The sequence below is a fragment of the Halobellus rufus genome, from assembly GCF_000739575.1.
Lineage (GTDB): Archaea > Halobacteriota > Halobacteria > Halobacteriales > Haloferacaceae > Haloquadratum > Haloquadratum rufum.
This window is the reverse complement of sequence record NZ_BBJO01000003.1, coordinates 101952-123225: the sequence shown is the minus strand read 5'-3', so window position 1 is coordinate 123225 and position 21274 is coordinate 101952. Positions and strand designations below refer to the sequence as shown.

At 67.5% G+C, this 21274-nt stretch carries 21 protein-coding genes and 1 tRNA gene; 10 read left to right on the top strand and 12 right to left on the bottom strand.

Translation table 11 applies throughout. The features are described from left to right. Positions 1-30: 30 nt before the first annotated feature. The gene (locus tag ACP99_RS02420; protein ID WP_081927057.1) at positions 31-1521 is read right to left on the bottom strand and encodes a hemolysin family protein; all 1491 of its coding nucleotides are present in this window, start codon (positions 1519-1521) and stop codon (positions 31-33) included. Positions 1522-1656: 135 nt separating this feature from the next. On the opposite strand from ACP99_RS02420, the gene ACP99_RS02415 reads away from it, so the two are divergent. From ACP99_RS02415 to ACP99_RS02405, 3 genes are all read left to right on the top strand, one after another. Then, positions 1657-1926 (top strand): glutathione S-transferase N-terminal domain-containing protein, encoded by a 270-nt coding sequence (locus ACP99_RS02415; protein WP_049985065.1) that lies wholly within the window; start codon positions 1657-1659, stop codon positions 1924-1926. Beyond that, positions 1926-2438 carry a redoxin domain-containing protein gene (locus ACP99_RS02410; RefSeq protein WP_049985064.1) on the top strand — a complete coding sequence of 171 codons (513 nt, stop codon included), beginning with the start codon at positions 1926-1928 and terminating at the stop codon, positions 2436-2438. Before ACP99_RS02415 ends, ACP99_RS02410 begins: the two co-directional genes overlap by 1 nt. A gap of 88 nt (positions 2439-2526) precedes the next feature. Next, complete coding sequence (locus ACP99_RS02405) at positions 2527-3180, top strand: L-threonylcarbamoyladenylate synthase (RefSeq protein WP_049985063.1); 654 nt, start codon at positions 2527-2529, stop codon at positions 3178-3180. Positions 3181-3236: 56 nt separating this feature from the next. Here the strand turns inward: ACP99_RS02405 and ACP99_RS02400 are convergent, their stop codons facing one another. Next, the gene (locus ACP99_RS02400) at positions 3237-3998 is read right to left on the bottom strand and encodes a CRISPR-associated protein Cas4 (RefSeq protein ID WP_049985186.1); all 762 of its coding nucleotides are present in this window, start codon (positions 3996-3998) and stop codon (positions 3237-3239) included. 141 nt (positions 3999-4139) lie between these two features. Next, positions 4140-4625, bottom strand: a complete 486-nt coding sequence (locus ACP99_RS02395) for an FKBP-type peptidyl-prolyl cis-trans isomerase (protein ID WP_049985062.1) — start codon at positions 4623-4625, stop codon at positions 4140-4142. A 115-nt stretch (positions 4626-4740) separates the two neighbouring features. Between ACP99_RS02395 and ACP99_RS02390 the strand changes: the two genes are divergently transcribed. The 3 genes from ACP99_RS02390 (at position 4741) to ACP99_RS02380 (ending at position 8822) form a co-directional block, all read left to right on the top strand. Beyond that, positions 4741-5142 carry a DoxX family protein gene (locus ACP99_RS02390; RefSeq protein ID WP_049985061.1) on the top strand — a complete coding sequence of 134 codons (402 nt, stop codon included), beginning with the start codon at positions 4741-4743 and terminating at the stop codon, positions 5140-5142. Positions 5143-5146: 4 nt separating this feature from the next. Then, on the top strand, positions 5147-7489 hold the full coding sequence (locus tag ACP99_RS02385; RefSeq protein ID WP_049985060.1) for a hypothetical protein: 2343 nt from the start codon (positions 5147-5149) through the stop codon (positions 7487-7489). Positions 7490-7589: 100 nt separating this feature from the next. Beyond that, complete coding sequence (locus ACP99_RS02380; RefSeq protein WP_049985059.1) at positions 7590-8822, top strand: MFS transporter; 1233 nt, start codon at positions 7590-7592, stop codon at positions 8820-8822. A gap of 34 nt (positions 8823-8856) precedes the next feature. On the opposite strand, the gene ACP99_RS02375 is transcribed toward ACP99_RS02380, so the two are convergent. The 4 genes from ACP99_RS02375 to ACP99_RS02360 all read right to left on the bottom strand — a co-directional run bounded on the left by ACP99_RS02375 (position 8857) and on the right by ACP99_RS02360 (position 14271). After that, on the bottom strand, positions 8857-9918 hold the full coding sequence (locus ACP99_RS02375; RefSeq protein ID WP_197052335.1) for a zinc-dependent alcohol dehydrogenase: 1062 nt from the start codon (positions 9916-9918) through the stop codon (positions 8857-8859). Between the two features lie 245 nt (positions 9919-10163). Continuing rightward, positions 10164-10236: transfer RNA gene (locus tag ACP99_RS02370), tRNA-Pro, on the bottom strand. Between the two features lie 51 nt (positions 10237-10287). Beyond that, entirely contained in the window at positions 10288-12192 is a 1905-nt protein-coding gene (locus ACP99_RS02365; protein WP_081927053.1) for an SLC13 family permease, read from the bottom strand. Between the two features lie 21 nt (positions 12193-12213). Continuing rightward, entirely contained in the window at positions 12214-14271 is a 2058-nt protein-coding gene (locus ACP99_RS02360; protein WP_049985058.1) for a DEAD/DEAH box helicase, read from the bottom strand. A gap of 147 nt (positions 14272-14418) precedes the next feature. Here ACP99_RS02360 and ACP99_RS02355 point away from each other — a divergent pair, with 147 nt between their 5' ends. Beyond that, positions 14419-15594, top strand: coding sequence for a CBS domain-containing protein (locus ACP99_RS02355; RefSeq protein ID WP_049985057.1), 1176 nt, complete (start codon positions 14419-14421; stop codon positions 15592-15594). A gap of 3 nt (positions 15595-15597) precedes the next feature. On the opposite strand, the gene ACP99_RS02350 is transcribed toward ACP99_RS02355, so the two are convergent. Continuing rightward, a complete protein-coding gene (locus tag ACP99_RS02350; protein WP_049985056.1) occupies positions 15598-16338 on the bottom strand; it encodes a competence/damage-inducible protein A in 741 nt (246 codons plus the stop codon). A gap of 120 nt (positions 16339-16458) precedes the next feature. Here ACP99_RS02350 and ACP99_RS02345 point away from each other — a divergent pair, with 120 nt between their 5' ends. Continuing rightward, positions 16459-16647: a hypothetical protein gene (locus tag ACP99_RS02345; protein ID WP_049985055.1), complete on the top strand. Its 189-nt coding sequence runs from the start codon at positions 16459-16461 to the stop codon at positions 16645-16647. Between the two features lie 159 nt (positions 16648-16806). Here the strand turns inward: ACP99_RS02345 and ACP99_RS02340 are convergent, their stop codons facing one another. The 4 genes from ACP99_RS02340 to ACP99_RS02325 form a co-directional block, all read right to left on the bottom strand. Then, positions 16807-17241, bottom strand: a complete 435-nt coding sequence (locus tag ACP99_RS02340) for a type IV pilin (RefSeq protein ID WP_049985054.1) — start codon at positions 17239-17241, stop codon at positions 16807-16809. A 6-nt stretch (positions 17242-17247) separates the two neighbouring features. Continuing rightward, the gene (locus ACP99_RS02335) at positions 17248-17682 is read right to left on the bottom strand and encodes a type IV pilin (protein WP_049985053.1); all 435 of its coding nucleotides are present in this window, start codon (positions 17680-17682) and stop codon (positions 17248-17250) included. 201 nt (positions 17683-17883) lie between these two features. Then, positions 17884-18195 carry an MTH1187 family thiamine-binding protein gene (locus tag ACP99_RS02330; protein WP_049985052.1) on the bottom strand — a complete coding sequence of 104 codons (312 nt, stop codon included), beginning with the start codon at positions 18193-18195 and terminating at the stop codon, positions 17884-17886. 33 nt (positions 18196-18228) lie between these two features. Continuing rightward, positions 18229-19407 (bottom strand): AI-2E family transporter, encoded by a 1179-nt coding sequence (locus ACP99_RS02325; protein ID WP_081927051.1) that lies wholly within the window; start codon positions 19405-19407, stop codon positions 18229-18231. 167 nt (positions 19408-19574) lie between these two features. Between ACP99_RS02325 and ACP99_RS02320 the strand changes: the two genes are divergently transcribed. Further along, a complete protein-coding gene (locus ACP99_RS02320) occupies positions 19575-20309 on the top strand; it encodes a YIP1 family protein (protein WP_049985051.1) in 735 nt (244 codons plus the stop codon). A gap of 193 nt (positions 20310-20502) precedes the next feature. Next, complete coding sequence (locus tag ACP99_RS02315; RefSeq protein WP_049985050.1) at positions 20503-21186, top strand: DUF1405 domain-containing protein; 684 nt, start codon at positions 20503-20505, stop codon at positions 21184-21186. Positions 21187-21274 lie beyond the last annotated feature (88 nt).

Sequence of the window (21274 nt, the reverse complement as noted above, 5' to 3'; positions counted from 1 at the left end):
CTTCGTTCTTTTCCGATCGCGAGGCCGACGCTACTCCTGCGTCGCCGACTCGGACTGCTCGTCTGCTTCGGCCTCTGCCTCCGCCTCCTCGGTCGTCGGTTCCTCGGGGATCGTGATCCGCGCCTTCATAATCCGGGTGTTGTCGACCTGCTCGATGCGGATGGTGATGCCGTCGTAGGTGATCTCCTCGCCCTCCTCGACGAGCCGACCGGCGCGGTTGAAGATGAACCCCGCAAGCGTCTCGAACTCCTCGCCCTCCGGCAGTTCGAGGCCGAGTTCCTCGTTGACCTCGTCGATGTTGACCTCGCCGCGGACGAGCGTCACGCGGTCGTCGACGTACTCGAAGGACTCCTCCTCGTCGTCTTCGAGGATGTCGCCGACGATCTCCTCGACCATATCTTCGAGAGTCACGAGCCCCTCGGTCGTCCCGAACTCGTCGATGACGATGACCATCCGCAGGCGGTTGTCCTGAATCTCCGTCAGCAGTTCGTCGACGTTCTTCGACTCGGGGACGTGCAGCGTCGGCTGGACGAGGTCAGTCAGCGACGCGGTGCCCGAGCCGTAGTGCTTCTCTCGCACGAGGTCGCGGATCGTGACGATCCCGATGATGTTGTCGAGGTTGCCGTCGTAGACGGGGACGCGCTCGTGGTCCGACTGGACGCACGTCTCGATGGCCTCGTCGAGGGTCGCGTCCTTCGGGACGGCCGTCATGTCGAGCCGCGGCGTCATCACCTCCTTGGCGATGGTCTGGTTGAACCGGAAGATGCGGTCGAGCATCTCCCGTTCCTCCTCCTCGATGACGCCCTCGCGCTCGCCCGTCTGGATGAGGTCCTGAATCTCGTCGCGGGTGATGTAGGAGGTCTCGATCGCCGAGCGACCGCCGGTCACCTTGTTGATGACGCGCGTCAGGTAATCGAAGACGACGACCAGCGGGAGGAGGGCGTACTCGGAGTACTTCAGCGGTCGCGCGATCCGCAGCGCCCACGATTCGGTGTTCTCGACGGCGTAGGACTTCGGCGCGCTCTCGCCGAACAGCAGGACGAGCGTCGTGATCCCGAACGTCGAGGCCAGCACGGCCGTTCCGGGGTCGAAGTAGATCCCGACGAGCGCCGTCGCGATCGAGGACATCGCGATGTTGACGATGTTGTTCCCGACGAGGATCGTGACCAGGAGTCGGTGGGGGTTCGACTTGAGGTCGCTGACGGTCTTCGCCCTGGGGACGTTGTCCTCGACGAGCGAGTCGACGCGGTGTTTCGCCAGCGAGAACATCGCGATTTCGGAAGACGAGAAGAAGGCCGAAAAGGCGGTCAGGATCAAGATCGCGACCGCCCCCGCGACCGTCACCGTCGAATCGGTGATCGGAACGAGTTGCAGCGGCGCTCCGGCCGTGGAAAGCGGGTCGACCGCCGGATCGAACGCGGCCGCGTCGCCGGCGCTGCGCGCCACCTCGACGACAGGCGGGACTTCGATTCCACTGGGGTCTCGGGCGGCGAGAGATGCGAATGGCGGAGACAAACCCATATAACTACGTCACCTTGTTGTGCCCCGGAATTAAGAGTTACCCTCGCGGGCGTTCCGTTTCGGGCGAACGACGTCCGTCAGGGGCGACGCTGCCGCTGCCGACAGCCTTAGGGGCGATTCGGCCCTACACCGGATATGAGCGAGTCCGACCCACAGATCACGCTGTATCGGTTGCAGGCGTGTCCCTTCTGCGAACGCGTCGTCCGCGTGCTCGACGAACTCGACCTATCGTACCGGTCGCGGTTCGTCGAACCGATGCACGCCGACCGCGACGTCGTCAAGCGTATCTCCGGCAAGCGGAGCGTCCCCGCGATCGTCGACGAGGCCACCGGCGTCACGATGTCGGAGTCGGCCAACATCGTCGAGTACCTGACGAAGACCTACGGCGACGGGGGTGCCGCCTGATGGAACTGGACTTCGAGGTCATCTCCCTGCCCGCGAGCGACCACCCGACCGAAGGTGAGACCGCGCCGGACTTCACCCGCCCGCTCGTGAACGACGAATACTGGGAGGACGCGTCGCTCTCGGCGGTCACCGACGAGGGCCCGACGCTCCTGCTCTTCCACCCGATGGACGGCGCGTTCCCGACGACCTACATCTGGAACGAGATCGACGACCGCGGGTTCGCCGAGGACATCCAAGTCGTCGGCGTCTCCGTCTCCTCGCCGTACGAGCACAAGTCCCTCTTGAAAGAGCGCGCCGCCGAGGCACGGCTCTTTTCGGACCCAGCGGCCGACGTCGCGGCGGAGTACGGCGTCGAGAATCCCCTCGACGGGATGACCGGGATCACCGAGCACAGACCGGCCGCGTTCCTGCTCGACGAGTCGCGGACGGTCCGGTACGCGTGGGTCGCCGACGAGTGGCCCGCCTTCCCCGAGTACGACGAGATCGAAGCCGCGATCGACGAGCGCGTCTGACCGCGCTGTCGCCACCGCCCGCGACCGTCGGAACCGACACGGTCGAATCCGCCACGCTCTTTTCTGCCGCCCGCGTCAGTCCCACTAGATGACGGATTTCGACGAGACGGCGGCTCCCGAACTCGCGGCTGCGCTCGACGAGGCGGCCGCCGCGATCGACCGCGGGGAGGCCGTGGTCTATCCGACCGAGACGGTATACGGGCTGGGCGCCGACGCGGCGGACGCGGCGGCCGTCGAGCGCGTCTTCGAGCTCAAGGGCCGCGACCGCTCGAAGCCGCTCTCGCTGGGCGTCCCGAGCATCGAGGCCGCGCGCCGCTACACCCGCCCGAGCGAGCGGGCGATTCGGTTTATGCGCGCCTTTCTCCCCGGCCCCGTCACCGTCGTCGTCGAGCGCGAGCCCGCGCTGCCCGACCCGCTCACGGCCGGCGGCGACCGGGTCGGCGTGCGGATTCCGGACCACGAGGTGGCGCTCGCGCTGTTCGAGCGCGTCGCGCCGACGCCGGTGACGGCGACGAGCGCGAACGTCAGCGGGTCGCCGAGCGTCACCGACGTCGCCTCGCTGGACCCGGCGCTCCGAGAGTCGGTCGGGGCCGTCGTCGACGCGGGTCCGACTCCCGGGACCGAGAGCACGGTCGTCGACCCCGAGCGCAACGTCGTCCACCGGCGCGGCGCGATGGCCGACGCGATCGTCGCGTGGCTGGCCGAGGAGACCGGACGCGACCCGGTCGTCGAAGACGACTGACGGCGCGTCTGGGGCGGACGTCGGCGCGGACGCCGTCCAGAGGTCGACCGCTGCGCTCAGCCGAGTCCGAGTAACGTCTTCAGGGACCGCGTCTTCGTCCCGCAGCGCTCGCGGTACTCGCAGGCGTCGCACTTGGCGGCGTCGCGGACGCGGGCGGGGACGCCCGCCATCGACCGGACCGTCCACAGGGTCCGCCGGTAGGCGCTCTTGTTCCGCGTCGTCAGTCGAACGGTCCGGACGACGCCGTGGGCGGGGTACTCGACGAGCGCGCGGGGGACCGCCCGCTCTCGCTCCCACGCGAGCGCCTTCGCGACCGCAACGGCGCGGACGCGCTGGGGCTCCCAGACGCCCTGCGGCGGCGGATCGCCCGGCGAGACGACCGTCGGCGTCGGCGGCGATCCTCGCTCCCCGTCGCCCGTCGGGTCGTCCGGCTCACCGCCTGCGGGTCCGCCTCCGGCGTCGGGAGCGGTGTCCGGCTCCAGTAGCTTGTGGACGATCCCGTGGCAGTCCCGCCCCCGGAGGAACGCCTCTCGCTCCGAGGGAGCCGCGAGCCGTTCGTAGTCCTCCCGCTCGGCGAGCGAGGCGAGGTTCGCCCGGTAGTCTCCGGGCGCGACCGCGATCGGAAGCTTCCGGAGCGTCTCGTCGGTCGCCGTCCGGTGTCGCTCGTAGGCGAACGCGAGGTCGCGGACGGCCGCCACCTCCGGCGGCGGTTCGTGATCGTCGTCGCGACGCGCGTAGTAGAGCTGTCGCGGGCAGTACGCGGCGCGCGCGAGGTGTGAGATCGGGATCGAACTGTCCGCGGGCGACGCGGCGTCGATCGTGTCCGACTCGGTTCCTCGGTGGAGTTGGTCTGGCGGAGCCACGGGGGCCGTGGTCGCGCCATCCTACTTGAACGCTCGCGGAGGTCCGCGTTCGACGCGTCGCCGGCGCGCCCGGTCGCTTCGCCTCAGCCGACCGCCTCACTCGCCGTTCCCGTCGACGCCGACGACTTCCACGTCAAAGACGAGCGTCCGCCCGGCGAGTTCGTGGTTGAAGTCGACCTCGACGGCGTCGTCGGTGACGGCGACGACGTCGCCGTGGAGGCCGTTCTGCGCGTGGACGTGCAGGCCGACCTCGGGCGGCTCGCCGACCATCGACTCGAACGTCTCGGGGTCGTACTCGCGGACTCGCTCCTCGCGGACCTCGCCGTACGCCGCCGCCGGCGGCACGGTGGCGGTGGCCGTCTCGCCGACGGTCATCCCGCGAACCGCCTCGTCGAGCCCGTCGATCACCTCGCCCGCGCCGACGGTGAACGAGAGTGGCTCGTAGTCGCCCTCCTCGCGTTCTTCCGCGTCGTCGAGCCCGTGCTCGGACGCGACTGCGTATCGGGAGGTGCCGAACACCGTCCCGTCCTCGAACCGGCCGACGTACTCGATCGCCACCCGGTCACCCGCGTCGATGGTCATACGGCACGTTCGGACGGGGTCGAAAACAGGCTGTCGACTGCTCGGTGTCGTCTCGCTCCCGGCGCGATCGATTCGGAGCCGAACGCTTATTGAGCGGCCGCGAGTGCATCCGAGTATGACTGCGGACACCGAACGCGTCGATTCCGACGGCGGATCGGCCGACCTCTCGCGGATCGGTCGCGTCCTGTTCGGCCTCGGCCTCGCGCTGCAGGCCTCTGAGGACTTCCGCGACATGGACGGGACGATCGAGTACGCCGAGTCGGCGGGCGTCCCGATGCCGGACGTCGCCGCCCCGCTGGCCTCCGGGATGATGGTCGCCGCGGGACTCGGGATCGCGCTCTGGCGGCTCCCCCGCGTCGCGACCGGCGCGGCCGTCACCTTCCTCGCGGTCGTGACGCCGACGATGCACGACTTCTGGAACGACGAGGACGCGAGCAAGGGCGATCGCCTCGCCTTCTTCGGAAACCTGGCGATGTTCGGGGCGGCGCTCGCGTTCCTCCGCGAGGCGTACAAGTAGTCTGGTGACTGTGTCAGACAGTCTCCCCGTCGATCGACGGACGCTGCTCGCGACGCTCGCAGGCGCGGGCGTCGGGTCGCTCGCGGGTTGTTCGATGCTCGATCGAGAGCCCGACGGACAGACGACCGAGGCCGACCCCGAACTCGCGGAGTCGCTCGCGACCCGGTTCGCGCCGACGCTGTTCTTCGACGCCGCGGAGCCGTGGCTGCCGACTGATCCCCGCCCGTACGCCAGCGAGCGCGACGGCGAATCGATCGTCGACGGGTTCGACGCCCTCGACGGGTACCACGAGCGCTACACCGACGCCGGCGACCCGCCGGATCCGACGGTGTTCTACCACGCCGTCGAGTACGAGGACTCCCCGCTCGCAGTCGTGCAGTTCTGGCTGTACTCGGCGTTCGATCAGTTCACGACGAACTTCCACTGGCACGACTGGGAGGTGCTTCACGTCTTCGTCGACACCGAGACCGAGCGTCCGCAGCTGTACGTCGCCAGTTCGCACTCCCGACGCATCCCGAACAACGAGTTCCTCGACCCCGACCCGGAGATGGTCCCGCGGATCCTCTCGGAGCTGGGTTCGCACTCCAGCGCGCTCTCGGTCAACGACGAGCCGGACCAGTTCCAGCGACTGCCCGGCGCGGACCTGTTGGCCGACATCACCAACTCCGCCATCGAGAGCGTCGAGGCGCTCTCGGAACTCCCGCTCGCCTACGGTCTCCCGCGCGACGAGGGCGCGCGGCTGCCGTACGTCGTTCCGGAGTACGAGGGCGCGCCCGTGTACGACCACGAGCGCCTGCCCAACGTCGACCGGGAGTCGCTCGTCGACGAGTCGCTGACGGTCCGCTCGTTCGAGTCGCTCGCGTCGCCGCCGACGGACCTGCCCGAGCGCTCGACGGGCGTCGTGTTCAGACACGAGGAACGCACCGACGACGCGGGCCTCGACGCGTCGGCGACGCAGTACCCCTACGAGCTCGTCCCGACCGCGGAGATCGAACATCTCGTCGATTTCACTGGCCCGCAGCTCAGCTTCGAGTTCTCCGTCCCGGAGTTCGCCGAAGACGCCGTCGCGGGTCACATCTCGACGACGGGCGCGCCGTGGGGCCAACCCCGCTACGGGAACCCGGCGGCGGACATCACCGATCCGAACCACCGGGCGTCGCTCGCAGAGCGCTACGACGCCATCGGCGATGCGGCCGCGATCAACACCGTCGTCGCCACCGTCACGGAGGCCGTCACGAGCGACGACGCCCCCGATCAGGAGGGGCTGACGACCCGCGATCCGACGGTCGAAGCCGTCGCGCTGTTGGAGAGCGATCCGGTCGCCGTCCCGACGTTCGAGGGCGTCGCGGTCGTCCGCGACGTGCCCGACGGCGAGCACCGTCTCACGGTCAACGCGCCCGGACAGGCCCCGTACAGCGAGCGGCTGTCCGTCGGTGAAGACGCGAGGACGTCGGACTCCCCGTCGAGCGCGTCGGAAACGGTGTCGAACGCGTCACAAACGTCGTCGAGCGCCTCGGAAACGGACTCGTCACCTACTGCGGGAACGACGACGGACGACGGGACCGCGACGTCCGACGAGACGACGGCCGCCGACGAATCCGGCGCGTCTCGGCGCGGCGAACGCGTTTCACTCGCCGGAAACGGCGGCGAGATACCGCTCGTCGCCCGCGAGAACGCCCGAAAGCTGGAAGTCGACGCCGACGGGACCGACGCCGAACTCACGAGCCTCGCGGTCGACGACGACTTCGCCGGCCGACTGTACGACGGGGCGATCTCGGGTCCGGCCGCGGTCTACGTCCACGAGGGCGGCGCCTACACCGCCGAAGTGCGCGACGCCGAGGGCGCGATCGGCGCGTTCCGCGTCAACCCGAATCCGAGTTCCGACGGAGACGACGCCGACAGCGACAGTTCCGACGGCGGGAGCGAGAACGGCTCCGACCCCGGCCCGCCGATCCGGATCGACCGCCCCGAGACCGGCAAGGCGTCGCTCTCGTCGTTCCTCGCCGCCATCGCGGGAGAGACGAGCGACGAACTCGGGGCGCTCCTCGACGGCGGTGACGGCGCGACCGAGGACCTCGTCGGGCGAGAGAACGCCGTCCGCGGGCTCGTTCGCGCGCTCGACGCCGTCGTCTCGGGGGCCGAGCGCGCTGCCGAGAACGCCCGCGCGGGCGACAGGGCCAACGCGGACCGGCGGCTGGAGAGCGTCGCGACCGCCCTCGAACGCATCGTCGGGCTGATCGACGAGGCGAGCGAGGACCTCCCCGACCCGCTCTCGAACGCCGTTCGGAACCGCGTCGACGAGGCGACGGTGCGGGCCGAACAGGCGCGCGCGGCCGAGAAGCTCTAGCGGACCGCGGTACGCGTCCCGGACCGGGCGACGGCCCCGCGGCGCGCAGATATAAACGGTTATTTTCGGACTCCGAGTAGGCCCGGTACTGAGTTCTCGAATGGGAATCTCCGACGGCATCCGACGGGAAGCGACGGAACTGTGGGGCGACGGGAAGGGGCCGCTGCTCGTCACGATCGCGAGCGCGTGGGGGATCCTCCTCGGAACGCGGATGGTCTACCCGGTCCTCCTGCCGTACCTCCGCTCGTCGTTCGACCTCTCGCTCACCGTCGGCGGACTGCTCGTGACGGTCCTCTGGCTCGGGTCGGCGCTCGGCCAGCTCCCCGGCGGCGTCGTCGCCGACCGATACAGCGAGCGCAACGTGATGATCGCCGGCACGGTCGTCGTCGCCGGCGCGCTCGTCCTCGTCGCCACCGCGCCGACGCCGCTCGTCCTCTTCGCCGCCACGGCGCTGGTCGGCCTCGGGCAGTCGCTGTACCCCATCGCGCGGATCACGATCCTCTCGAAGATCTACCCCGGGCGGATCGGAAGCGCCCTCGGCGTGACGATGGCCACCGGCGACCTCGGACAGACCGTCCTGCCGCCGATCGGGGGCGCGCTGGCGGCCGCCGTCGCGTGGCAACTGGGTCTCGGGTTCATCGTCCCGCTGCTCCTTCTCGCCGCGGGCGCGCTCTGGGTCGTCCTCCCGGAACCGGCGTCGATCTCCTCGGAGTCGGCCTCGGACGCCTCGGCGAGCGGGTCGTTCTCGTTCGAGAACGCCCGCTCGATCGTCGCCGACCTCCGCGCGGCGGACCTCCCATTCGTGGCGTTCATCCTGTTTCTGTACATCCTGATCTGGCAGTCGTTCACGGGCCTGTATCCGACGTACCTCGTCGAGATCAAGGGGCTCTCCTCGACGCTCGCGGGGCTGCTCTTCAGCGGGTTCTTCGCCGTGGGCGTCCTCGTCAAACCGCTGGCCGGCGCGGCCTACGACCGCATCGGCATTCGGAAGTCGCTGTTGATCGTGCTCTCGGGGCCGGTCGCCGGCCTCGCCGCGCTCCCGTTCGTCGACGGGTTCTGGCCGCTCGCCGGGCTGACCGCGCTCGTGAGCACGATGCTCGGCTCGGGGGCGATCACCCAGTCGTTCCTCTCGGACGCGATCCCCGACGAGATCCAGGGGACGGGCCTCGGCGTCGTTCGGACGACGTCGGCGACGCTCGGCGCGGCGGGGCCGGTGCTGTTCGGTGCGATCGCTGATCGGGGGTACTTCGACGAGGGCTACGTGTTGCTGGCGGCGGTGCTCTTCGTCGTCATCCTGCTCACGCTGCGGTTGCCCGAGCCCGACGAGGCGTGACGCGGGGACACGTCCACTCGGCTGCAACGGCGATTCAGGGGTGCAGCACGATCTTCACGCCCGCCCGGTCGGCCTCGGCCGCGAAGGCGTCCTCGTACTCGGTCATCTCGAAGGCGGGGCCGACGACGGCGGAGAGATCGACCGACGGCGCGATCGCCAGCGTCCGCCGCCAGTCGGACTCCCGGCGGGCGTTGACGGTCTGGACCGAGACCTCCTCGTTCACGAACCCGTTGAGGTCGACCGAGACCCGATCGGAACCGTGGTAGACGCCGATTTGAACGAGTTCGCCGCCCGGTCGGATGCTCGACGCCGCGAGTCCGAGCGCGGACTCGTGGCCCGACGCCTCGACGAACACGTCCACGGGGTCGTCGAGCGGGCCCTCCTCGACGTTCCGCGTCGCCGTCGCCCCCATCTCGCGGGCGATCGGGAGCCGCGTTCCCTCGTCGGCGTCGGCACCGATCACCACGACCTCGCTCGCTCCGGCCTCCCGGGCCGCGACGAGCGCACTCAGCCCCGCCGACCCCGGCCCCGTGATCGCCACGCGGTCGCCGACCCCGAACGCCGAGACGTCGATCCCGTGGACGCCGATGGCGAGCAGTTCCAAGAACACGCCCTCGTCGAACGTGACGCCCGGGGGGAGCGCATAGAGGTTCCGCGCCGGGACGGTGACGTACTCCGCGAGCGCCCCCGGGACCTCGGTGTCGATGCCGATGGACTTCCGACCGTGCGGGGAGAACCCCGTCTCGGTGGTGCAGAGGTTCTGGCGACCCTCCCGGCAGTTGCGACAGCGCCCGCAGGAGATCCGCGGCTCGACGGCGACGCGCTCGCCGCCCGCCCAGTCTTCGACGCCCGCGCCGACGGCGTCGACGACGCCCGAGAACTCGTGGCCGAACACCTGCGGGAGGTGCGGTTCGTAGCGGTGGTACGACTCTTCCCAGCGGTAGAACGGGGCCTCCACGCCGCCGTCGATCCCGACGGACTGCACCGCGATGCGGACCTCTCCGGCCCCGGGCGTCGGAACTGGCCGCTCCGCGAGACGCATCCCTTCCCCCGCCTCCCGCTTCTCCAAGACCGTCATCCGTTCGTCGGCTGCCATCGTTGGCCCCGATTCGGCGGTACGACGGTTACCTCTTCGGGTGAGACGACGTCTCCTCGAAGGCAACCGGCCGACGCCGCGGCGAAGTCGCTGTCGCTCGCGGTTGCGACTTCCAGTGTGCGAATCGCGGGGGTGTCGAACGCGTTGTTCCGTGACTCGCTTCGCTCGTCACGGCCGCTTTTTGGTCCAAATTTTTACGAGGAGTGGTCGCGCGAAGCGCGACCCGACGAAGTAAAAAGGTGGAGTGGGACCGCCCGGATTTGAACCGGGGTCACGGGCACCCAAGGCCCGAAGTATACCAGGCTAACCCACGGTCCCGTACCCAACCCTCGGACGGTCACCGAGTAAAGGATTTCGTTCGACGCGTCCTCAAACGCCCCAGATCGCGGCGATCCCGACGGTCGTCACCGCGGCGAAGACCAACTGCAGCGGCCCGCCGACGCGGATGTAGTCGCTGAAGCGGTAGCCGCCGGGACCGTAGACGAAGAGGTTCGTCTGATAGCCGACGGGCGTCATGAACGCCGTCGACGCCGCGAAGGTGACCGCCAAGATGAACGCGAACGCGTTCGAGCCGAGCGCCTGCGCGGCCTCGACGGCGACGGGGATCATCAACACGACGCTGGCGTTGTTCGAGATGACGTTGGTCAAGAGGGCGGTGAGGAGGTAGAACACCGCGAGCACGCCCACCGGCGGGAGGACGTCGCCCGTGGCGACGACGAGGTCGGCTAAGAGCGCCGCGCCGCCCGTCGACTCCAGGGCGATCCCGAGCGGGATCACGCCCGCCAGCAGGAAGACGACGTCCCACTGGACGGAGTCGTAGAGTTCCCCGGGGCGCAGACAGCGCGTCGCGACCATCGCGAGCGACCCCGCGAGCGCGGAGACGACGATCGGCAGCACGTCGAGCGCCGCGAGGCCGACGACGGCGACGACGATCCCGACCGCGATCGGCGTCTTCGATTCGCGGTAGTCGTGCCGCTCGATCTCCTGGGCGACGATGAAGTCGCGGTTCGCGTCGAGGCGCTCGATGCTCTCGGCGGTCGCCTGCACGAGCAGCGTGTCGCCGACGCGGAGCGAGACGTTGTCCATCCGCCGGCGGATGACGTCCTGCCCGCGGCGCAGCGCGAGCACCGTGGCGTTGTACCGCTGCCGGAAGCTCGCGGAGGTGAGCGACTCGCCGACGAGCGACGACCCCGGGCTGATGACGACCTCGACGAGGTTCTGCCGGGACTGGCCCGCCTCCAGCTCGGCCTCGTCGACCGCGGTCGGCACCGGATCGAGCCCCTCGACGTCCAGCAGTTCCACCAGCGTGTCGCGGTCGGTTCGGAGCGCGAATATGTCGCCCGCCTGGATCTCCTTCGGTCCGAGCGGTTCGAGGAAGACCTCCCCGTCGCGGATGAGCTGAATCAGGTCGACGTCGAAGTCGGTCTCGACGAGCGCGCGCCGGACCTGCTGGCCGATCAGCGGGGAGTCCTCGCGGACGACGACCTCAGTCAGGTAGTCCGCCATCCCGAACTCCTCGGTCAGGTCCTGCCGAGGCTTGATCCGCTCGGGCGTCAGCCACTTACCCGCAGTGAGCAGGTACGCCGTGCCGACGACGCTCACGACGATGCCGAGTTGGGTGAACTCGAACATCGTGAAGGTGCGGCCGATGAGCCGCCCGGACAGTTCGGACGCGAGGATGTTCGTCGACGTCCCGATGAGCGTGAGCATCCCGCCGAACATCGAGGCGTACGAGAGCGGCAGGAGGAGCTTCGAGGGCGACGTGCCGCCGCGCTCGGCGAGGTCCGTCACCATCGGGAGCAGGATCGCCACCGCCGCGGTGTTGTTGATGAACCCCGAGATGGGCGCGACGACGCCGATCGTCGCCCCGAGCTGTCGGTTCTGGCTCTCGCCCGTCACCCCGGCGATCCACGCGCCGAGCCGCTGGACGATGCCCGTCCGCTGGACGCCCTCGCTGAGAATGAACATCGCGAGGACGGTCAGCGTCGCCTGACTGGAGAATCCCGAGAGCGCGTCGCCGGGGTAGTCCGCAAAGAGGACGATCGGTTCCGCGAGCAACCCCGCAGACACGGCTGCCATCGACGCCGGTTGGACGAGCAGCAGCGCGACCATCACCCCGATCGCCGTGACGTCGACCGGGATCGGCTCGGTGACGAAGAGCGCGAGCGCGGCGAGGACGACGAGGAAGACGACGGCGATCCCCGGCGATATCGGTTCCACACCGACGAAGTCGGCGCCGCGGTGCAAAATACTGTGGGATCCGGTGGACCGCATTACGGGTCGTCGTCGCGACGCTCAGAACTCGTCCTGCAGTTCCATCTCGGCGACGAGGTCGTAGGGGTCCGTTCCCGAGCGGATGCAGTCTAAGATCCGGAAGGCGTCCTTCGGCGAGAGGAAGTGCCGACAGACCGCCCTTCCCAAGGGAGTCGGCTCGAAGCCGTCGATGAACGCCCACTGCAGCAGCTTTCCGAGCGCGTGCTTCGTCGGCACCTCGCCGATCATCTGGTCGTTCAACCGCTTGGCGCGCTTGCCCGCGACGACGATGTTCGCGAGCGTCTCCTCGGCGGCGGCGGTCTCGTCGTATCGGGTCAACACGTCCTCCATCTCTCCTTTCAGGAGCGTGAAGGCGACCTCGTCCTCGGTCATCTCCATCGAATTGTGGTAGACGCAGTCGGGTTCGACCAAGAGGTACACCTTCCCCTCGTCGTGGTAGTCGGGGCGTCCCGCCCGTCCGAGCATCTGCTCGAACTCCTGGACGGAGAGCCACTCGATGCCCATCGCCAGCGAGTCGAAGACCACCTGCGAGGCGGGGAAGTCGACCCCAGCGGCGAGCGCGGCGGTCGTGACGACGGCGGCGAGGTCCTGGTTCCCGAACTGCCGCTCGACGCGCTTGCGGCGGCCGTAGTCTAGCCCCGCGTGATACGGCGCGGCGGCGTACTCCAGCTTCCTCGATATCTCGTGACACCGCCGCCGCGAGTTGGTGAAGACGATCGTCTGGCCGCGGTACCCCTTCGATGACTTCGAGTCGAACTCGCGGCGCACCAGTTTGTTGATGATGTCCGGCTTCTCCCGGCCGTCCGCGAACGTCACGTGCCGCTCGATCGGGACCGGCCGCTCCTCGAACTCGATGAGCGTCGCGCGGAGCCGTTCGGCCAGCGTCTCGGGGTTGCCGACGGTCGCCGAGAGGTAGACGTACTGCGCGCCGTCGTAGTTGTCCCGCCGATTCGACCGCTCCTCGTTGTAGTACTTCAGGCGGCTGATGAGGCCGTCGAGTCGGTGGCCGCGCTCCTCCTCTTTCAGCGTGTGCACCTCGTCGATGACGACCGTGCCGACGTCGCCGAGGTCCTTCCCCGTCCGCAGCGCGTGATCGATGCCCTCGTAGGTGCCGACGACGACGTCCGCGTTCGGGTTGAAGCGGTTGCCGTCGTCGTTGATTCGGGAGGCTCCCACGCGGATGGTCACGTCGAGGAGGTCGCCGTAGCGGTCCTCGAAGTCCTCGTGTTTCTGGTTCGCGAGTGCGACCAGCGGGACGAGAAAGAGCAGCTTCCCCTCGCCCTTCAGCGCGCGGTCGATGCCGGCGAGTTCGCCGACGAGCGTCTTCCCGGTCGCGGTCGCGCTCACGACGAGTTGGTCGCGGCCCTCGAAGAGGCCGTTCTCGACGGAGAGCGACTGGACGGGCAGCAGGGTGTCGAAGCGGTCCTCGACGCGCCGCTGGAGTTCGGGGTGGAGATCCAGCGTCGACGTCTCCACGAGGTCGACGTCGTCGGTGGTCGCGCTGACGGTGTCGAACTTCGTGAGGTCGGGATCGAGCCCGCCAGCCAAGAGGTTGGAGATGCGGTCGAGGTCCTGCGTTTCCAGCAGGAGGTCTTCGAGCCGGTCCTGGGCGGCCCCGGTCAACCGTCCGGACGCGGAGAAGTCGAGTTCGCGTTCGAGCTCACGTCGGGCGCAGTCGGGACAGATGTGCTCTCGATCCGTCTTGATCGCCGTGTCCTCGGTGATCGGCGAGTATCGGCCGTCGGAGGCGCAGTAGCGACACGTCCGGACGACGAGCGCCTCCAGTTGGTAACCGTCGAGCATCTCCTGTAGCTCCCGCCGTCTCCCCTTCGAGGTCTGCTGGGAGATCCGGATCCGCGACGCTCGGCGGGCGAGTTCGACGAACTGACTCGGGTCACGCGGCTCCTCGGAGGAGCCGCGCTTGATGCGGAACTTCGCGGGTCGCGGGCCGGCGTCCGTCTCCTGCAGTTCGAGCACCGCCTGAAAGACGCGTTCGCCGTCGCGCTCGACGACCACGAGGAAGTCCTCGCCGGTCTCGTGTAAGAAGAGCGTGTCGACGCGGCCGACCTGTTGAGACACGCCCGACGGTACGTCGAGGAGGTATTTCAGCGGTTCGTCTGCCGTCGAACCCCGTCGCCGCCCGGTATGGGGCTCCCGCCCGCGCGCCTCGAACCTACCCGACGGGCTGCGACGGGACTTAAGTCCCAGCCGCGACTACGGGAGGGTATGCGCGGAATCCGTATCGGTAGCGCGTTCGGCATCCCGATCAAGTTGGATCTCACCTTCCTGCTCGTCCTTCCGCTCTTCGCGTGGCTCATCGGCAGCGACGTCGGACAGCTGGTCGGCGTCGTCAACGACCTGTTCGGCTCCGCGATCGACGTCGCCCCGCTCACGACCGGATCGATGCAGTGGGTGCTGGGGGCGGCGGCGGCGATCGGCCTGTTCGTCTGCGTCCTGCTCCACGAGTTCGGTCACTCGCTGGTCGCGATGCGCTACGGCTACGAGATCGACTCGATCACCCTGTGGCTCTTCGGCGGCGTCGCCAGCTTCGCGGAGATGCCGGAAGACTGGAAACAGGAGCTGTGGATCGCCATCGCCGGTCCGATCGTCAGCGTCGCGCTCGGCGTCATCTCCTATCTCGTGTTCCTCGTGCTCCCCACCGCGCTCGACCCCGTGAAGTTCGTCGTCGGCTACCTCGCGCTGACGAACGTCGTCCTCGCGGTGTTCAATATGCTCCCCGGATTCCCGATGGACGGCGGCCGGGTCCTCCGTGCACTTCTCGCGCGCAACCGACCGCACGCGCGGGCGACCCAGATCGCCGCGGAGGTCGGCAAGGTGTTCGCCTTCCTGCTCGGGATCTTCGGGCTCTTCGCGAACCTGTTTCTGGTGGCACTCGCCTTTTTCATCTACATCGGCGCGTCCTCGGAGGCCCAGCAGACGGTGATGAAAGCCGCGTTCCAGGACGTGACCGTCCGCGACGTGATGACGCCGCGTGAGCACCTGGACGTCGTGGCGGAGGACACGAGCGTCGCGGAGCTGCTCGAACGGATGTTCACCGAGCGCCACACCGGTTATCCGGTGATGCGCGACGGGCGGCTCGTCGGGATGGTCACGCTCGGTGACGCCCGCTCCGTCAAGGAAGTCGAGCGCGACGCCTACCGCGTCGAGGACGTGATGTCCCGGGAACTGACGACGATTTCCCCCGACGCGGACGCGATGACCGCGATCGAGCGGATGCAGCAGAACGACGTGGGGCGGCTCCCGGTCGTCGACGACGCCGGCGAGGTCGTCGGGCTCATCTCTCGCTCGGATCTGGTCACCGCGTTCAATATCATCCAGTCACGCGGGGCGCTGTCGTCGCTCTCGGCGACTGACCGATCGAGCCTGCCGAACCCGCGGTGACGCTCACTCCTCCGCGTCCGCCTCGGTGAGCGAGAGTTCGGCGCTCTCGCGCAGCCACCCGACGGCCTCCTCCAACGCAGCCTCGTCGTCGCCGGTGAACTTGATACGCGTCTCCTCGGCCTCGCGGTTCGGATAGCTGCCGACGCGAACGTCGAAGCGCTCGGTGATCTCCCCGAGGTGGTCGGCGAGCGCGCCCTCCGGCTCCGGAGAGTACAGGGTCCGCGTGGCCACGGTCCCGTCGAACTCGCCGGCGACGTTGTCGAAGACGGCGCGCATCTCTTCGGGGATGCCGGGCAGGACGTACACGTTCTCGGCGACGCAGCCCGGTGCGAGTCCCTCGGGGTTCGGGATCGGCGACGCGCCGGCGGGCATCGACGCGTACCACTCCGCGCGCAACTCGAAGTCGAGATCGGGGTTCTCCTCGAAGATCCGATCGAGCGTCTCCTGGACGTCGGCCTTGGCGACGGGGTCGACGACCAGTTCGCGGTCCAGCCCCTCGGCGATGGCAGGCATCGTCACGTCGTCCGGGGTCCCGCCGAGACCGCCCGTCACGAGCACGGCGTCGAAGCGCTCGCGCCACTCGCGCACCGTGTCGGCGACGACTGACGTCTCGTCGGGGACGACGAGGATGCGGGCGACGTCGACCCCGCGGGCGGTGAGCCGCTCGGAGAGCCACGTCGCGTTCGTGTTCTCGATGTCGCCCGCCAGCAGTTCGTTGCCGACGGTGACGATCGCAGCGTCCATATCGATCCCTCGGACGGCGGCGAATTAAGCCTCTCGCCAGTCCCGCTCGTGACCCTCCCACCGGATCGAACCGACGCCGAGAAGCGGAAAGTCCATATTCCGGGGCGGTTACTTCCGGCTATGGGACTGTTCGATAGCACTCGCGTGCTCGCCGGTGTCGCGCTCATAGTGGTCGGCTCGCTGCTGCTGCTGCCGGGCGTCGCCCCGAACACGGCGCAGATTTTCACCTACGCGCTGGTTCCCGCCGCGGCGCTCATCACCTACGGCACGTGGCTCGTCGGCACCTCGGAAGGCAAGCCGACGGTCTGAAGGGAACAAGCTGGGCGTCTTCTCGGGGCTGCGATTCGAAGAAACTGATTCTCGACAGCCTACGGTGTTACTGAGGCCGTGTACCGGCTTCCGAAATGCAAGCCGCTGCTCGGCGACTGAGATGCGAAAAACGCGCCGGAGGAGACGCGACCGAGCGGGTTATTCGGTCGGTGCGGTGGACTGGCTCAGGGTCGCGGAGTTCTCGCCGTTCTCGGACTCCCAGACGACGCGGATAGTTTCGCCGTTCCAATCGTCACTGTTGTTAAATTCGTGACTGGACCCAGCGGATACCGTTTCGCCGCTAGGCCACGTCTGTGTCCCATTGGCGAATCCACTCACGTTGACTTGGTTGCTCTCGATCGAATCACCGCTCTCGTGGGTGATCTCGACTAACCCCGTATCGTCATCTGCTGCCGTCGTGTTGTAATCGAATCCGAAACTCGCCTGCGGCGCGGTCTGCTGGATTCCTTGGCCGAGGTTCAGCACGAACGCGCCGATGACGGCGGCGAGGATGACCGTGATAGCGACCATTAGGATGACCCCGATGACCGGTGAAACGGCCGAATCGTCCGTGAATAGTTGTTTGAAGTTCATTAGTGGTTAGGCGGTCGGTGCGGTAGATTCACTCAGCGTGGCGGAGTTCTCACCGTTCTCGGATTCCCAGACGACACGGAATGTCTGGCCATCCCACGTGTTTGAGCTGTTGTATGTGGCTTCATCTCCCGCGGAAACATCTCCGGTTAGATCCTCGAACGTCGTTGAGTTCGCGTAGTCGATTCCACCACTTGACGTCACGTTCAGTTCACTGGACGGGATTGAATCGCCTGTTTCGTGGGTTACAGTGACGTTGTTGACGTCGTCTGCGTAATCGAATCCGAAGCTCGCCTGCGGCGCAGTCTGCTGGACGCCCTGCCCGAGGTTCAGCACGAACGCGCCGATGACGGCGGCGAGGATGACTGTGATCGCGACCATCAGAATAACTCCGATGACCGGTGAAACGGCCGAATCGTCGGTGAATAACTCTTTGATTCTCATTGTTGATTTTGGCACCGTCCCACGACTCGATCCGATCGGTAGCCACCGATCGGATCCGCGTCTGTTCCGGCGTTTTGCGATCGTCGTGAGCGGTCTGAATGCCGATTCCGACTAGGGGTAATTAAGTCTACTTCCTCAAATATCAAATTCGATAGCTAGAAGCCACCTCGCGGGCAATCTCGGGCGATGACTCACCGCACGTTACCCGTCGCTGCGGGCGGGCCGACCGAGCACCGATTCGACCGATCTCACCTTCTCTCGGGCGCTATCACCGGATGTGCGCTTGTCGTCGATTTTCAACACTGTGCTCACCCGATCCCCGTCGACGGCGCGGTGAGCGGCCTCCGCGGCCGCGAAGATCGTCCCCACGTCGTCGGCTTCGATCACCGTTCCCATCGGGTTCGTCTCGTACTCGACGTCGAAGTCGTCGAGCGCCTCGACCGCTTTCGCGACCTCCTCGGCCATACTCCCCTCGATCACGGGTGCGACGCTCAGTAGGGCAACGACAGTCATACGCGGGCGTTCGTCGCTCGGGCGCTAAAGTGTTCACTCCGTGGGCTGTTCGTCCGTGCCGGACTGCTCGTCGGCGGCGGCCGCCTCGGGACCGCTCGGGTGGTCCCGAGCCCACTGTTCGAACTCGGAGTGGTCCTCGACGCTCGTCTGGTGGGTGCCGTTCGACGCACCTAGGAGCCTCGGCAGCGCGGTGTTGGCGAACGTGAGCCCGACGACGAGGAGAATCGGCGCGAAGAAGAGCCCGTAGAAACCGAGGACGACCGGGCCGAGCGTGTAGGCCAACATCAACAGCCCCACGTGCGTCTCCTTGCCGCTGAGGATCGGGCGCAAGATCAGATCCGGGATGGTGTCGACGACGACGACCGCGACGACCGTGAAGACGCCGATGTACACCAGGTTGGCGGGGTCGCCGCCGAGCGCGATCGGCAGCGCTGCGACGAACGTCACCGGCACGTAGACGATCTTCATTCCCACGACGGGAATCAGGCTCGCAATCCCGGTGAGCGCGCCGACGAGCGCGGGGTAGGGAATCTCCGCCGCCGGGGGAACGAACGTGTTGTAGATGCTGAACGAACCGATCGCGATCAGCGAGATCGCGAGCACGTTCAGCAGGTTTCCGAACAGGACCGCCTCGAGTTCGTCGTCGACGGCTTCGAGGTACTCGCGGATGATCGCGCCGTCGTCGAACTTGAGCAGCCAGCGGCTGACCTTGTGGCCGTCGACGAGCAGGTAGTAGGTGACGATGACGACGATGAACAGGTTGAGGAAGAACTCCGAGACGAGCGCCGTCAGGAACTCCGCGTGCTCGGTCGCGAAGTCGATGAACGGCGCGAGGTCGCCGGACTGGTAGGCGTCGTACAGCCCCTGGACGGTGAACTCCGGGAGTTCGTTGACGCCGCCGAACCACTCGAAGCGCTCGTTGGCGACCTCGACGAGCGCGTACTGCTCGATGAACCGCCGGGCCTCGACGATCAGAAGCACCGTCGCGTAGGTCACTAGGATGATCAACGGCAGCGCGAGCGACGCGAGGACGACGACCGCCCGCGCGCTCGCCGGCAGTCGGAACCGGCCGAGAAAGCGGTGGTACCGACGGGTGGAGTAGTAGAGGAACACCGAGACGGTCAGGGGCGCGATGAACTCGTAGGCGAGTACGGCGGTGACGAGGCCAACGAGGAGGCCGAAGAGGGCGACGACGAAGCGGTTTCCATTCATATACGTTGACGTTTCCACGGTTTCATACTAAAACGTAAGCTCTGAGGCGTCGAATTGTGAGCCGAATTCCCACTGATCTCCGCTTCTTCGAGTCGAGAGACCCAAACCGATAGAGAAAGTACCAGATCAGAAAGATATTTACTGTATATTCGATCAGCGTAACGTGAATGGTCCCCCTCGCCCGCCCTCTCCGACAGCTCGTCGTATCCCCGAGACAGTTCTTCGAGGAGAATCCTCCGGCGGAGACCCTGCCGATCGCCGGGGGTGTCGTCATCGCGTTCGCGGTCGCGCTCACCCTCGCGTTGCTCCTCGTCGGTTCGATGCTCGCCGGCGCGGTCGACGCCACAGTCACGATGGACAACCCCGAGCGCCCGCCGGACTTCGTCTGCGAACAGCACGCCGACGATCCCGACTCGGCGTTTAGCGAAGGCTGCGACGAGCCGAAAACGATCGAGTGCGACGCGGGGAAACTGATACAAGAGGCCGTCAACGACCAGCTCTGGATCGGATTGGTCGCGCCGTTCGTGCTGTGGGCCATCGGCACGATCGCACTCTTCGCCGGTGGCCGCCTCGCGGCGGGCAACCCGTCGTTCGCCGGGTCGGCGGCACTGGCCGGCTGGGCCGCACTCCCGGAGTTCGCGCGAGTGATCGTCGGACTGGCCGGGCTCTGGTACGCCCTCGACGATCTCACGATCTCGAATCTCGACGGTGCGCCCGCGGTTCTGGAGGCGGCGTTGGCCTCCGTCGAACCCGTGCTGCTCGTCGCATCGGTGCTCACGCTGCTCTGGCAGTGGTCGCTCCTCAGCGCGGGGCTCAGCGAGGACGCGGACATCTCGCGGGGAGCCGCCGCCGTCGCCGTCGGCATCCCGCTCTTGGTGTTCTTTGTCATCGGGGCGTCGTAGCTGGGCCGCCGACGCATCGGACGGGATCGTCACCGCACGAGTCGTGCGCGAGCGATAGAGACTTACTTCGGTGTTCCCTCGCTGGGGACGAAGAGGCGATGGCACGAACGACCACGGCGACGGACGAGCACGCACTCGGAGAGGACGGCGCGGTGGTCTCGCGACTGTTCACGCGGATACCGTGTCCCACACGATGACCTCGCTACCCTCCGCGGACGACCTCCCGGCGTATCTCGCCCCGTTACCCACCCGTCTGGAGACGGTGGCGCTCCGCCTCGTTTGGGTTCTGGTCGCCGTCAACCTCGCAGGAACTGTTTTCGGATTCTGGCACTACCGGTTTCAGCTCCTCGACAGCCGCCTCGTGATCTGGCCCGTCGTGCCCGACAGCCCGCTGGCGACGCTGTTTATGGTCGCGAGCCTCCTCTCGTGGAAGCTCGGGAAGAACCGCGGGTGGATTCACGCGCTGGCCTTCCTCGGGAACCTGAAGTACGGCTTCTGGGTGGTCGTCGTCCAGCTCGCGATCAACGACGTGCTCGCCACCGGCGACCCCTACAACTGGTTCCTACTCGTCAGCCACTTCGGGATGGGTCTGCAGGCGTTCGTGATCTACCGCTACGCGGAGTTCACGATCCCGTCGGTCGCCGTCGCCACCGCCTGGTTCACGTTCAACGACACGGTCGATTACTTCGTTCCGATCGTCGGGGACTACCACCACACGTACTTCGGCCCCCGACTCGGCAACGCGGTCAATCACGACGTCCCCGCACACGACGTCGCCGCCGCCGCGGCCGTCGCGCTGACGATCCTCGGGACGTTCCTAGCTCTCGCCATTCGCGTCCGTCGGTTGGAGAACCAGTCTACCGGCGACGTCGACTGAGAGTCGTTGGTCCCGCTGTTCGCTCCGATCTGTGGATTCAGCCTGTACGACACGCAAAGCGGTCGCTTTCCGGGTAGATACAGAGAAG